Origin of the sequence: Idiomarina sp. 017G, assembly GCF_004362265.1 — a bacterium.
Taxonomy (GTDB): Bacteria; Pseudomonadota; Gammaproteobacteria; order Enterobacterales; family Alteromonadaceae; genus Idiomarina; species Idiomarina loihiensis.
Window position 1 is genome coordinate 70986 of record NZ_SNWT01000006.1, and the last position, 14087, is coordinate 85072.

Annotated in this window: 11 protein-coding genes; all 11 read left to right on the forward strand. The window is 45.6% G+C overall.

All coding sequences use genetic code 11. The features are described 5' to 3' along the window. Window positions 1–35: 35 nt before the first annotated feature. Window positions 36–578 carry a prepilin-type N-terminal cleavage/methylation domain-containing protein gene (locus tag DEU30_RS09115; RefSeq protein ID WP_114982048.1) on the forward strand — a complete coding sequence of 181 codons (543 nt, stop codon included), beginning with the start codon at window positions 36–38 and terminating at the stop codon, window positions 576–578. Continuing rightward, the gene (locus DEU30_RS09120) at window positions 568–1143 is read left to right on the forward strand and encodes a type II secretion system protein (RefSeq protein WP_114982049.1); all 576 of its coding nucleotides are present in this window, start codon (window positions 568–570) and stop codon (window positions 1141–1143) included. The genes DEU30_RS09115 and DEU30_RS09120 overlap by 11 nt, the downstream gene beginning before the upstream one ends. Beyond that, window positions 1143–1976, forward strand: a complete 834-nt coding sequence (locus DEU30_RS09125; protein WP_227016360.1) for a prepilin-type N-terminal cleavage/methylation domain-containing protein — start codon at window positions 1143–1145, stop codon at window positions 1974–1976. Before DEU30_RS09120 ends, DEU30_RS09125 begins: the two co-directional genes overlap by 1 nt. Beyond that, window positions 1966–2406, forward strand: a complete 441-nt coding sequence (locus tag DEU30_RS09130) for a Type II secretory pathway component (RefSeq protein WP_114982051.1) — start codon at window positions 1966–1968, stop codon at window positions 2404–2406. Before DEU30_RS09125 ends, DEU30_RS09130 begins: the two co-directional genes overlap by 11 nt. A gap of 66 nt (window positions 2407–2472) precedes the next feature. Then, entirely contained in the window at window positions 2473–7527 is a 5055-nt protein-coding gene (locus DEU30_RS13590) for a DUF6701 domain-containing protein (RefSeq protein ID WP_166649035.1), read from the forward strand. Window positions 7528–7724: 197 nt separating this feature from the next. After that, entirely contained in the window at window positions 7725–9584 is a 1860-nt protein-coding gene (locus tag DEU30_RS09140) for a formylglycine-generating enzyme family protein (RefSeq protein WP_114982052.1), read from the forward strand. A gap of 59 nt (window positions 9585–9643) precedes the next feature. Next, window positions 9644–10687 carry a rod shape-determining protein gene (locus DEU30_RS09145; protein WP_114982053.1) on the forward strand — a complete coding sequence of 348 codons (1044 nt, stop codon included), beginning with the start codon at window positions 9644–9646 and terminating at the stop codon, window positions 10685–10687. A 3-nt stretch (window positions 10688–10690) separates the two neighbouring features. Next, window positions 10691–11548 carry a rod shape-determining protein MreC gene (mreC, locus tag DEU30_RS09150; protein ID WP_114982054.1) on the forward strand — a complete coding sequence of 286 codons (858 nt, stop codon included), beginning with the start codon at window positions 10691–10693 and terminating at the stop codon, window positions 11546–11548. After that, window positions 11545–12030 (forward strand): rod shape-determining protein MreD, encoded by a 486-nt coding sequence (gene mreD / locus DEU30_RS09155; RefSeq protein ID WP_011233644.1) that lies wholly within the window; start codon window positions 11545–11547, stop codon window positions 12028–12030. The genes mreC and mreD overlap by 4 nt, the downstream gene beginning before the upstream one ends. Continuing rightward, the gene (locus DEU30_RS09160; protein ID WP_034818673.1) at window positions 12030–12626 is read left to right on the forward strand and encodes a Maf family protein; all 597 of its coding nucleotides are present in this window, start codon (window positions 12030–12032) and stop codon (window positions 12624–12626) included. The genes mreD and DEU30_RS09160 overlap by 1 nt, the downstream gene beginning before the upstream one ends. Then, on the forward strand, window positions 12616–14085 hold the full coding sequence (gene rng, locus DEU30_RS09165) for a ribonuclease G (protein ID WP_011233646.1): 1470 nt from the start codon (window positions 12616–12618) through the stop codon (window positions 14083–14085). Before DEU30_RS09160 ends, rng begins: the two co-directional genes overlap by 11 nt. Window positions 14086–14087: the final 2 nt, after the last annotated feature.

The window sequence follows — 14087 nt, forward strand, 5'->3', positions numbered from 1 at the left end:
TGCTATGGCATGTGCCTGTAAATTAGGAGCTTCCAATGAAACTCCGGGGTTTCACCCTCATAGAACTCATCATCATACTGGTAATTATCGGTATACTCGCGGTAACGGTCGGTCCGGTCTTTTTTGATAACTCCGGCACAAAAAGCCAGGTCTTACGGCAACAAGCAATGAGTATTTTGCGCGGCATTCAGTTACAGGCTATGCAGGATACTCAAAACTGCTACGTGGCAGCGGTATCACAGAATACCTTAGGTCAACCGCTTACTACTGATAATAATTGTTCGAACCCTAAATTAGCTAGTGCTAATCAACTCCCTTCTACAGACGAAACTAATCACCAAATTCGTGACTCGAGAGGAGTAGAGTTTTCATTATCAGGAGCAAGTCCGGATAATGATCATATTGGTTTTGATGGCCTTGGGCGCCCTGTGATTTTCATAAAAGCAGGTGATACGACAGCTGAAGAAAGGCGTGTTTGCCTAAATGAGTCAGAGCCATGCATTCTCCAACTAACAGAGATTTCAGGAGCCAATCGAAATATCTGTATAAATCGAGAAGGTTATATCTATGAGTGTTAAGCAGTCAAAAGGCTTTACGCTTATTGAAATTGTTGTTGGCTTAGTCGTTATTGCCATCGTAACCTTAGTGGTTACGACGGGTATGGGTACGTTGTTTCGTCAAACAGTGGATCCATGGCAACAAGTTCGCGCGGCTGAGTTAGGTCAAAGTTTGATGAATGAGATTATGTCGCGAAAGTTTGATGAAAATAACACAGGCACTTTGCGCTGCTTCGAGAGTACAGCTGATTGTACCAACCCTTCAGAAAATGAATCCTGTCCTGCTACCGGTAACACTCTTCCTAATATTGATAGCGGAGAAACGCGTAGCGAATTTGATGATGTCGACGATTTTAATTGTCTCGGTATAACTGAAACAGGTTTAACTAATATTTTTGGCAATAATATCGAACCGGATTTTTATCGAGGTTTTAGTGCCGAAATTCGGGTTTATAGTATCCCTAATAACGATAACGATAACGATAACGATAATGTTAATGTTAATGTTATCAAGCAGATTGATGTTGTTATTGTGACTCCGCAGAATGAGCGTATTGAGTTTTCAGCGCAGCGGGGCAATTGGTGATGAGGGTAAAAGGCTTTACCTTAATTGAGCTCATTATTGTCATCGTGTTATTGGCAATTGTTTCGACCTTTACCTTTAGGTTTGTAGGCATAGGCGCTGAGATGTATGCAATCGGTGCAGAAAGACTGAAACAGCTTGAGCAAAGTCGTTTTGCTATAGAAAGAATGACCAGGGAGATTCGTAATGCAGTACCTAACAGCGTACGGGTCACACCTTCTCAACCAGTAAATACCACTTTTCAGTGCCTGGAGTTTGTTCCTATAAAAGTTGCGGGTACTTATTATAATGCGCCTTTCCGGAAAACGGATGAAAAAAGCTTAGACTTTGTCAGTACAGCAGATGATTGGGATGACATTACTACCGAAGATAGGCTATTTATCTACGCGACTTTACCCACATGGATATACAGAAACGAAAATCGATTCGCCACTGTAGAGCAAAACACAGTTAGGGTAGACGAACATACCCCCATAACACTAAACGATGATAGCTTATTCGCGCAGCGGTCGCCGCGTCAACGACTCTATGTCGGCAACACTCCGGTCAGTTTCTGTATTGAAGGGGATAAACTGTTTCGATATGAAAAGTATGGCTGGCTTGCGGAACAACCTGAACCCAATGATTTTTTGCCTCTCAATCATAAAAAGTCGCAAATAAGTTCGAACCTCGTTAACTTAATAAATGCGCCTGATAGTAACAAAACGTCAGCTTTTCAGGTGGAGCGCTCAGTTTTAAGACGCAGTAATGTTATTCATGTATTTTTAGAATACCGTAGTCGTCAACAAGAACGTTTATATTACAATCACGATATTCGGATACCCAATGCACCGTGAAACCTTTAATCCAATAAAATTCTCTGGAAGTCAGCGCGGCAGTGCCCTGGTTGTGGCTATTTTTGTGATCGTTGTGTTGGGTCTTTTAGTCAGTGTTCTTGGCCGTCTAGTGCGTACGAGTTCCGAAAGTGTTGTGGTTGAAGTGCTTGGAAATCGGGCTTTTTTTGCCGCCGAGACAGGCCTGCAAAATGCGATGACTGAGCTGTTTCCGCTAAATTCCACGATACAATCTTGTGAGGAGGTGACTCGAACCACCATTACACTCAGTCGCGGTGGACTCAAGCGCTGCGAGTACACTGTCGAGTGCACTGATTATTTTTATCCTGCTGCTGGCGAAACTCATTACCGCATCGAGTCAACAGGTCGGTGCGACGTTGGAAATCAGAGTGCGAGCCGTGTGCTGGCTGCAGAGGCAAGGTCGATGCAATGAAAGTTATAGTTCCTCCGCCCTCAGGTTCGCAAGCCACAGAAACCGAATTGTTAAGGAGTGACGGTTATGTCGAAAGTGCTTAAGGTTTTCGTCGTCGCTTTAGTGGTATTTACTTCGTTCTCTGCTGTGGCTGCGACTTACAACTTACCAAATAACGATCTGCCCGGGTGTTCTAAATCTGGTAATACCTATACCTGTCCTAACGGGTTAAATCTGAATTTCCGCGACCGAATCCAAATTTCCGGCAACAATTTGGTTGTGATTAATGTGAATGGTAATTTTAATCTTGGTTCTGAAATGCGCATTAACGAGAATGGCGGCGCTCAGCAGTTAACAATCACTACTACGGGCTCATATAACGGCGGCTTTCAAAGCGTTATTAACGCGAATATTAGCAGCCAGCAAAACATTACCCTGGCCAATGAAAACATTTTTTCAGGTTCTTTAGTTGCGGCAAACGACGTATCAGTGGGGTTTCGAACAAATATTGATGGCTCCATTCGCTCGACCAGCGGCAGCGTTATTTTACAGGGTGAAAACAGTATTACGGGTAATGTTGATGCCAGAGATAATGTCATTGTGCGCTTCTTAACTGAGGTAAATGGCAACCTTAACGCTACAAACGGGAATGTCGTACTCGAAGGACAAAACGATGTCTCCGGTGCTATTTTCAGTGGCGGTGATACCATTTTACGTTTTCGTTCAGACGTAGAGGGGGCGATCACCAGTAACGGTCGCGTTGTGTTAGAGGGCGAAAACACCGTTAATGGCAATATTATTGCCGGCGACGACGTAACACTTAGATACGGCTCCGATGTAAATGGTGATATTGATGCAGATGGTAGCGTAACGCTGGATGGAGCGAATATTGTTGATGGAAATATTAACGCTACTGACAGGGTCACCATTCCTAACTCGAGCACGGTAACAGGCTATGTCAATGCCCCGCAGATTATTGACGAAAGTAATGTTCAGGGAGAAACCTGTGACATCAACAACAACGAAGGGCCTTGCGGGAGTGAACCGCCCGACCAGCCGTTAGACGGGCTTGGTTACTGGGCTTTTGATCAAGTCGAGTGGAGAGGGCAGTTTGGTGAAGTTCTGGATATTTCCGGCAACGGGCTGCACGGGCAAGCATTAAGAGGTGCAAATACTTCAGGGTTTAATCCGGCAATTGCAGGCAGCCCAGGCACCTGCCGTTATGGCAAATTTAATGGTGATAACGCAGTGCGCGTAGATAACGCTCAGTCAATTGCTAATGCTGAATCTGTAAGTGTTGCGTTTTGGTTTAAAGGCAGTGCTACTGGGCAAAATCAGTCGGATCGTTACCAGAGTCTTTTAGTGATAGGTAACGGACCTACTGAGGGGGCTTCCGGACGTTTCGAAGTTTACCGGCAGGACACCCGCGATGGTGGCGGACTGTATTTTGAAATACGCCGAAATAACGGCGAAATTGTTAATGTCGAGGCAGGTAACACGCGACAAGGGCAAACAAATTTGCTGGACGATAACTGGCATCATCTGGCGGCTTCCTATGACCGTAATGCACGTCGTTTAACTCTGTATATTGACGGGCAACAGGCAGATCAAACCTCATTTAATGGGTCATCTAATTTGAACGCTGTTGCCCCCCGTTTGTATATTGGCGGACAAGGAACCGGGGAAAACAGTTTCTACGGCGAAATTGATGAGGTTTTTATTGATGACAAGGTTCTCACCCAAAGTGACGTGACAACATTAAAAAGCATTACGCGACCTTGCAATGATCAACGGCCACTTTGTGAAGATGTCTGGCCTGTTGCTTTTGAAGTGCCTAATAACGTTTCCAAACCTTTTGATTTACCTGATCGCTCCTACAATACGCAGCTTCCCGCGCAGTTGCAGCCGGATGATTACTTACGTACTGGTAATTTTGATGATGTGGGGTTTAATTACAACACTAATGGACAAACTTCACGCGTTTATATTGATGGTGACTTGACCATACAAGATGGTCGTAGGATTAATTCCGGTGGCAGTGCTGATGAGTTCATTCTCATTGTAACGGGAGATCTTACGTTAGAGCAGGATGTAGAAATTAATGGCTATATTTACGTTGCCGGTAACCTTTATTTCGAACCTAGCTTTTTCCCTTGGCGTGTGACAGAAGTTACGGGGGGCTTGAGTGTTGGTGGGGGAACTATTAATCTCGGAGGTTCAGGAAGGGGCCCGGAAGTGACTTATGTACCTCCCTCCACGCCAATTGAAGGGGGCCAGTTTTGTTCTGCCGAGCCTGCTCAGCCAGAGGCTCCTATCTTAAAATGGCGGATGAATAATGGCCCCTGGGATGGAACTTCCGGCGAAGTCATTGATGCTTCAGGTAATGATTTAAATGGCAGAGCTTATAGAAATGCGACTTGGTTTAGTGCAGATTCAGGTTCTGCATTAACCACGAACAGCGCCAATATGGGGACTTGCGGATACGGTTTCTTCGAAAATAGTCAGCAAAGTTACATTGAAGTGGCTGATAACACTAAACTGGATTTCTCTAATGAGTTTACGATCGGCCTCTGGGTTAAACCTTCTTCGTACCCAAACAATGACTTGATGAGTATTTTGTCAAAAGATGACAACTATGAGTTTCATTTAAGGTCAGACGGGACTATTAATTGGTGGTGGGTCGATTCAAACGGTACTATACATCAATTTAATAGTACTCAGACTGTTCCCTTAAATAAGTGGAGTTATGTAGCTATCCGTTACAGAAATGGTCAGCAAACCATGTTCATTGGCGGTGACGTTGCTGGAACTGCGACGTATAGCGGCACATTAATGACAAACCAGAAAAATCTCCAGCTAGGTGCGGATCAGTTTCTAGGTGGGCGTTATTTTAACGGCTTTTTAGACGAACTCTCTATTTTTGACAAGGCGCTGACAGACTCTCAAATACGGGATCTGGAGGACCAGAGGGAGCAGTGTACGGTCGAAGAGAGTGTTGATCACTACAGACTTGAGTTTAATAAGCAGGCTTTAACCTGCACTGGAGCAGAGATCACAGTAAAAGCATGCGCTGATGTGAGTTGTAATTCCTTGTTTAGTGATACTACCTCAGTTGGCTTATCACTTACCCCTGCCGCCAACAGTTGGAGCAGCAACCCTTTAACCTTTACCGGAGAGGGTTCTACTAGGCTACAAAAGTATCAGGCCGGTAACGATCCATATCCAGTATCGATAAGCAGCTCAACCCCGGCCGCGATTAATCCACCACAGTGTTTTATTAACGGTACAGAAGCTGCCTGCTCCATTCAATTTAATGATACGGGCTTTATTTTTACAGATGGTCCGGAATGGAGTAACAGAAATATACCTAAGCAAACCGCAGGTGTTCCGTATAATGACCTTTATTTGCAAGTCGTAGAGCTTAATCCGAATACATTAGCCTGTCAGTCAGCGACGTCTGATCTTTCACAAGTTCAGATCAGTCGACGCTGTCTGAACCCAAATTCTTGTAGTGATACAACGGAGTATCCTCAGGCGGTTATGAACTTAGCGACAGACCTGGGTAATGTCGATGTTCCGGTAAACCCAGACTTTGCGCCGTTAGCGACCAGTTTCAGTAATAGTCAGGAAAAAATAATAAAGGTTGAATACGGTGACGTAGGAGAAGTGCAGTTAGAAGCTAAGGCTACTTTACCAAATGGTAAAGAGCTGACGGGAGTATCTGAATCTTTTGTCTGGCAGCCTCAAATTGGTGTTCAGTATTCCAATGTACAGGAAAGTTTTTCAGACAGTGAAATTATAGCAAGAGCAGGAACCCCAATATCGGTGACATTAACTCCCTTAAATGCGTATGGTTCAATAACACCTAACTTTGGAAAAGAACAAGACCCTGAAAGCCTGAGATTAGCCCCGAATGCAACCATAGGTCTAGTAGATGAAGAAGCTGGAGAGCTAATTGTTTTTGATTCTTCGGAGCCTGGAGTGCCACCATCTGCTGAGCGTGATTATAATGTTACTTACAAAGAGGTTGGAATACCGATTTTAAAAGCAGAAATTACTAGCGGCGACGGCGATAGCGACTATTTATCCGGCGTGCATGCTCCAGAGCCTGTTGTTAATTCTTTTTCTCCAGGCCGGTACATTCCTGACCGATTCAAGATCAGTTCCACCGGCTTCACTAATAGGTGCGACGAAGGAACGAATAACTTTTTCTACATAGATCAGGCGCAGAAATTAAAAACTATTACTCGCTTTGAAGCAGTTAATGCAATGGGCGAAGTGACAAAACATTACGATAGCTCCTTACCTTATGTACAAGATGATTTTGCGCTGGAATTTTATGCATTCAACCAAGATTCTGCGGGTGATGCTCCAACGCCCGATAACAGTCAATTAAAAATGAGAGATCCAGAGGACACAAAAGATTCTACAAGCTTAGTTTGGAATGACGGTGTAGGCTCGTTTGAATCATCTGAACCCTTTGTACGATATGAGCGCAAAACGTGCCCTCAAGATGAGGCGTCCTGTTTGTCAGAGGAGGGGCCTTATAAAGATTATCATTTGGGAATACAAATTAATGACGGCGAAAATGGCCGTTATCTATCAATATTGGCCGATTCCGACTTGAGCAGTGGCGCACCGAGGCCTTATTATGATTATGGAAACGCCAAATTGATTTGGGGTCGCTTCGTACTTAATAATATTTTTGGTGCTTCTGTCGACCCACTAGCGATAGAAGGTAAGGCTGAATATTGGAATGGTAGTAAATTTGTAATCAACACAGATGATAGTTGCACGGTGTTTACAGGCGATGATTTTAATGACGATATTGAAAATGATGATCTTGATGTTACTCCACAGCTTGAATCAGGTGCAGGGACAACTTTAGTTAAAGGGGAGCTGCTAGATTCGAGTACAATTATAACTGAGCAGTTCGCTTGGTTAGCGCCGGAGTCGCTAAAGGATTCTGATTCAACCGGAAGCTTTACTTTCGAACTCGTCGTCCCTCCTTATTTACAGTACGAGTGGGATAACGATAAAAATGATGAGAATAAATACCAAGACAACCCCACAGCCGAAGGCACATTCGGCATTTACCGGGGGAGCGATCGTCAAATTTACTGGCAGGAAGTGGGTTGGTAGAACGAATTATAACGATTAATCGACAATTCGATGACAATGCCTCTTGCTCTTTTGTTAACAAGCAAATAGCATAAAGCAGAGTTTAAACGAAAAATGCGGACGTTGACGAACGTTCATAATTATTACAATAACGATAGTGCGACTACAGCTTTGGCTTTTACGCCGCTTTGTTATTTTTTCAAGCTTGGAATGGAAACATGATGCGATTGGCTCGACTGGCCCTGGTAATGGCCTCTACATTGACATTCGCCTCGACGGCTCTTGCTCAGCAGGAGATGACTGTCGAAGAAATTGCTAACCAAATTTCGACTCTAGAGAGCGATTTTGAAAACTTTTCTGGCACCGTAAACACGCTTCAGCAAGAAGAGCGGGACCTGCGGGAAAAGCTACAAAACTTGCGTGAGCGCAACAGCGAACTGGAAACGAAACGCGAATCAGCATTGGCGGAAATGAATGACCGCTACCAACGTTTGGTGGAAGACCCAACGATTGATATTGCTGGCGCTCAAGAAGCGTACAAGCAAGCCGTTATGGCTCACCAACAGAATAAAGCAGACATTAAGCAGCAAGTGAGCCTGGTTAATGAGAAAGCGCGCGAAGTAGAAGAAGCGCGTGTGAGCAAACACAGCCTGATTAATGAAATTGAGACGCTAAAAGAGCAACGTAATTTAGCTCGTGTCGATCGCTTAGAAAATGAATTTAATCGTACTGGCGAACTCGAAGTGAGTCAGTCAATTAGCTGTGACCGCCAGGAAACACTGGGACAGTGTGAAAATCGCGGCAAACTCATGGCTAAACAAAAAGCGTCTAAGCAGTACCTTAATACCATTTTGGATGGTTTAAGTGAGGCTTCACTCGCTCGTGAAAACATTGAAAAAGCCAGCCCGAATGTACAAATTCTGGGCTCTAAAACAATTAGTAACGGTTTTAGTGGCGCGGGTAACTATGGGGTTAAATTGGCGGTTGAACTGCGTGGACAGTTACCTCAAAGCCAGGCTTGTACGTTATTGAACGTTGACATGCGCTATTGTGCGTCGGAGCAACGGCCGGGGGAGCTGCAAGCGGGTGATGAGGAAACGGTTGATAGCTCCGTCATGCACCCGTTAACCATACGCTCTAACGTGTATGACGATGAAGTTGTTATCGATGGTGTTAGCTATGGTTCTACCCCGCTGGAGGTTATGCTCCCGGGTGGTGAACATCAGATTGAAATTCTTAAGTATGGTTACTCTGCCTATGCGGAGAAAATCTTACTAAAAGACGCTACCGCTATTCGGGCTGAATTAGAGAAGTCGGATTACTCTTTTACTCGCGGCGAAAAAATTCAGGATATTCTGTATCGCGATGTTCGTGGTCCTGAATTGGTTGTCGTTCCTGCGGGTAAATTTAAAATGGGTGACCTGGTCGGCAATGGTTTACCAAACGAACGTCCGGCAGAGACGCGTGAAATTCCAACCGCATTGGGTATTTCTGATACTGAAATTACGGTTGAGCAGTTTGGCAACTTTGTAGAAGATACCGCTTATGTCACCGAGGCTGAAAAAAACGGTACTTGCGCAAGCCTAAGTAATGGTCGCCCTCAGTTTAATGAAAAGCTGAGCTGGAAAAATCCTGGATTCAAACAGTCTGAAAGCTCTCCGGTGGTTTGCGTCAGTTATAACGACGCACAGGCTTATGCTGAATGGTTAACTCAAAAAAGTGGTTTTAAATACAGCATTCCCACTGAAGCGGAATGGGAATACGCTGCACGCGCCGGGTCGGAAACCGATTTCTGGTGGGGAAATGATGTTGGTTATGGCAAAGCAAACTGCCGTAACTGTGGAACAGATTGGTCAAATACACGTCCAGCTCCGGTAGCTAGCTTTCATCGTAACCCTTGGGGATTATACGATACTGTCGGTAACGTCTGGGAGTGGGCTGAAACCGATGAGGGTGTTGTAGTTAAAGGCGGAGCCTGGAACTTTACACCAAGTTTGGCAAGAGTTTCGACAAAAATGGAACTTCCGTCAGATTTTAACTCCAACTACATTGGATTCCGTGTTGTAAGAGCTCAGTAAGTACTTACTGCGCTCTTTGCTGTCACTCTGTTAGCTTATAAGTAGGGATATACCGCTTCATGTTTAAAAAAATTCGCGGCCTTTTTTCAAACGACCTTTCTATTGACCTGGGAACAGCGAATACGCTTATCTACGTCAAAGATGAGGGTATCGTTCTGAACGAGCCGTCTGTTGTTGCCATTCGTCAGGAACGCTCAGGCGGGCCAAAATCTATCGCCGCCGTTGGTGCAGCAGCAAAACAAATGCTGGGTCGTACACCAGGAAACATTCGTGCCATTCGACCTATGAAAGACGGTGTTATCGCAGACTTCTATGTGTGCGAAAAAATGCTCCAGTTTTTCATCAAACAAGTGCACGACAGCCATTATTTTCGTCCTAGCCCTCGTGTTTTGGTTTGTGTTCCATGCGGTTCAACCCAGGTAGAGCGTCGTGCTATTCGTGAGTCTGCATTGGGCGCTGGCGCTCGTGAGGTTTATTTAATTGATGAGCCAATGGCTGCTGCTATCGGTTCAGGTTTACCTGTGTCTGAAGCTACAGGCTCTATGGTGGTCGATATTGGTGGTGGTACAACCGAAGTCGCCATTATTTCATTAAACGGTGTGGTTTATTCATCATCGGTTCGTATTGGTGGTGATAAATTTGACGAAGCCATTATTAACTATGTTCGCCGTAACTTCGGTGCACTTATTGGTGATGCAACTGCTGAACGTATTAAGCACGAAATTGGTTCTGCATTCCCCGGCGAAGAACTGAAAGAAATTGAAGTTCGTGGCCGTAATCTTGCTGAAGGTGTTCCGCGTTCATTTACTCTTAACAGTAATGAAATTCTGGAAGCTTTGCAGGAACCTTTAATGGGTATTGTCAGTGCCGTTATGGTTGCGCTTGAGCAGTCTCCACCTGAGCTCGCATCAGACATCTCCGAGCGCGGTATGGTATTAACTGGTGGTGGTGCGTTACTGAAAGACATCGATCGTTTGCTCCTGGAAGAAACCGGTATTCCGGTTATTATTGCTGATGATCCGTTAACTTGTGTTGCACGAGGCGGCGGTAAAGCTCTGGAAATGATTGATATGCATGGTGGTGATTTATTCAGTTATGAGTAATTCATGAAGGCGCTGTTTGCCCGCGGTCCATCCTTACTCTCCAGGCTAGTGCTCGCACTAGCCTGTTCGTTTCTGCTGATCTTTATTGACCACCGTCTTCAGGCCATGAAGCCGGTTCGGTTATTTCTGAATTCCCTGGTGGCTCCGGTTCAGTATTTGGCTATTTTGCCGGAACAACTGCTGGATGGTGTCTCCGAATCATTAAAAACCACGTCGCAGTTAAGCGATGAAAATAGGCGGCTAAAGCGGGCTATTCTTGAATTACAGGGTGAGCAACAGCAACTTCGCTTTCTTCAGAATGAGAATAAACGGCTACGGGAACTTCTTGGTTCAGACGCCCGCGACTCAGTCCGGCGTATGGTTGCCGAGGTCATCGCCGTTGCCTCAGAGCCGTTTTCACAGCAACTGGTTATTAATAAAGGCACGCTGAGCGGAGTGTATGAAGGCCAGCCCGTACTAGACAGCAATGGCATTATTGGACAAGTGCAGGATGTAGGCGGTAATACCGCTCGTGTATTGCTACTCTCAGACCAGAGTCATGCGATATCTTTGCGTTCAGAGCGCAATGATATTCGTGTACTGGCGCAGGGAACCGGCGATATCGGACGGCTGGAGTTGATGTTTATTCCTCACAGTACTGAGCTAAAAGAAGGGGATCTCCTAATGTCTTCGGGGTTAGGGGGCATATTTCCTGAGGGGTATCCGGTGGCAACAATTCGACAGATTGTCAGAGATGAATCTCTCCCTTTTGCTAAAGTGATAGCGGATCCCGTCAGTGCGCTTGACCGCGTTCGTAATGTTCTATTGTTGTGGCCAAGCGACGGCGAGCAGCAACCTATTTTTGATGAGGACGAGGAATGATCGTGATAAAACCCGGCTTCATTACGTTGTTGATCACCTACATCATTGCGCTGACTCTTATGGTTATGCCAATGCCTGCCGCGTTCGATACCTTTCGGCCTGACTGGCCAACTTTGGTTATGCTGTACTGGATAATAGCCTTGCCGCACCGGGTAAATATGGGAACCGCTTTGGTGCTCGGCGTGCTGAGCGATATATTGCTGGGTTCTATTGTCGGTGTTCATGCTTTAGGTATGGTCGTTGTCACTTATTTTGCGGCACGTCATTTTCAGCGCATTCGCAATTTTGCGCTAATACAGCAAGCACTGGTTATTGCCGTGCTGATTTTTATTAAGCGCTTTGTTGTGTTTGAAGCCAATGTTTTTCTACACGACGCTGAGTTTACTTTCTCTTACTTCTGGCCAGTGCTCACCTCCGCTGTTTTCTGGTTGTGGGTGTTTCCCTTACTGCGAAAAGTTCGTCGTCAATTCGGAGTGGTTTAATGCGCCTGCTGCTAGCTTCTTCTTCTCCCCGTCGGCGAGAGTTGCTGACACTATTGCACCGGCCCTTCGATTGTGAAGTTCCCGAAATTGAGGAGCTAAGAGGGGCTAGTGAGAATGCCGTTGATTATGTGGTCCGTCTGGCTGAAGAAAAAGCTCAGGCTGTGGCACAACGACAGCAAACTCCCTGTCTGGTGATAGGCTCTGATACCCTGATAAGCTTTCAGGGGCAGGTGATGGAAAAACCAGAGAGTTATGAACATTTCAGTCAAATGATGAAACAACTTTCTGGTCAGACACATCAAGTTCTGACATCAGTGAGTGTTTGTCGCTGGAATGGTCACAGCGTGGTTGCCAGCGAAACAGCGCTAGTTACAACTCAGGTGGAGTTCGCTGCGCTGAGCCAGGAAGAAATAGATGCCTACTGGGAAACCGGTGAACCTCATGATAAAGCGGCTGGCTATGGTATTCAGGGCTATGGCGGAAAATTTGTAAAACGTATTGAAGGTAGCTACTTTGCTGTTGTTGGCTTACCTTTATATGAAACTGAACAGTTATTGCGGATGTTTGAAATGACAGGTGAAGTCGATGAGCGTTGAAGTCCTAATGAATGTGACCCCCACAGAGACTCGTGTAGTGCTTGTTGAAAATGGCATCCTACAGGAAGTCCATATTGAACGTCAGGCAAAGCGTGGCTTAGTTGGTAACATCTACATGGGGAAGGTATCACGGGTGTTGCCGGGAATGCAGGCGGCGTTTATTGATATTGGCCTCGACAAAGCGGCCTTTTTACATGCCTCGGACATTGTCGTTCAGGTGGATGGTGATGATTTACCCCGACCTGACGAAAAGCCGCAACAAAGCATCACTGAACTAGTGCATCAGGGGCAACATATTATGGTGCAGGTGGTTAAAGACCCTTTGGGAACCAAAGGAGCGCGTTTAACCACCGACATCACCCTACCGTCACGGTACCTGGTCTTTATGCCTAAGAGTGACCATGTAGGCGTCTCTCAGCGCATTGAAGAAGGCGAGGAGCGGGAACGTTTGCGGCAGTTGGCAGAAGAGGTCAGTAAAAGCGACGGAAAATTCATTGTTCGTACAGCGGCAGAAGGTGCCTCAGATCAGTCGCTGCGGGGCGATGCTGACTTTCTGTTCCGGTTGTGGGAGAAAATAAAGGCGCGGAAAAAGTCTCAACGCAAAGTGGGCATGCTGTACGAAGATCTGAATCTTTCCTGTCGTGTATTGCGTGACTTTGTCGGCGAAGAAATAGAGCGCATTCGGGTCGACTCCAAAGTCACCTTCGATACGCTCAAAGTGTTTACTCAGGATTTTATTCCCGAACTAACGAAAGTACTTGAGTATTACACCGGTGACCGGCCTATTTTCGACTTATTTGACGTCGAAAATGAAATGCAGCGAGCGCTCGATCGTCGGGTTGATTTGAAATCGGGGGGCTCTCTGATCATTGATCAGACTGAAGCAATGACCACGGTCGATATCAATACAGGTGCGTTTGTTGGTCACCGTAATTTGGAAGAAACCATATTTAATACCAATATCGAAGCCACGCAGTCGATAGCTCGTCAATTGCGGCTACGGAACCTTGGCGGCATTATCATTATTGATTTTATCGATATGCAGGACGAGGAGCATAAGCGACGGGTATTGCACAGCCTTGAACAGGCGTTAGGCAAAGATCGTGCAAAAACAACCATTAATGGTTTTACCTCGCTTGGGTTAGTGGAAATGACCCGGAAACGCACCAGAGAAAGCCTGGAGCACGTTTTGTGCTCGGAGTGTCCGGTTTGTCTGGGGCGCGGCAGCATGAAGACGGTTGAAACCGTCTGTTATGAAATTATGCGTGAAATTGTCCGGGTTCATAAAGCTTATGAAGCCGATAAGTTCGTTGTTTATGCCTCTGCACAGGTAAGTGAAGCCTTACTTAACGAAGAATCTCATGCGCTGGCTGAACTTGAGCTGTTTGTTTCGCGTCAAATAAAAATACAAACCGAACCTCTGTATAATCAGGAACAATTCGACGTAGTAATGATGTAAGG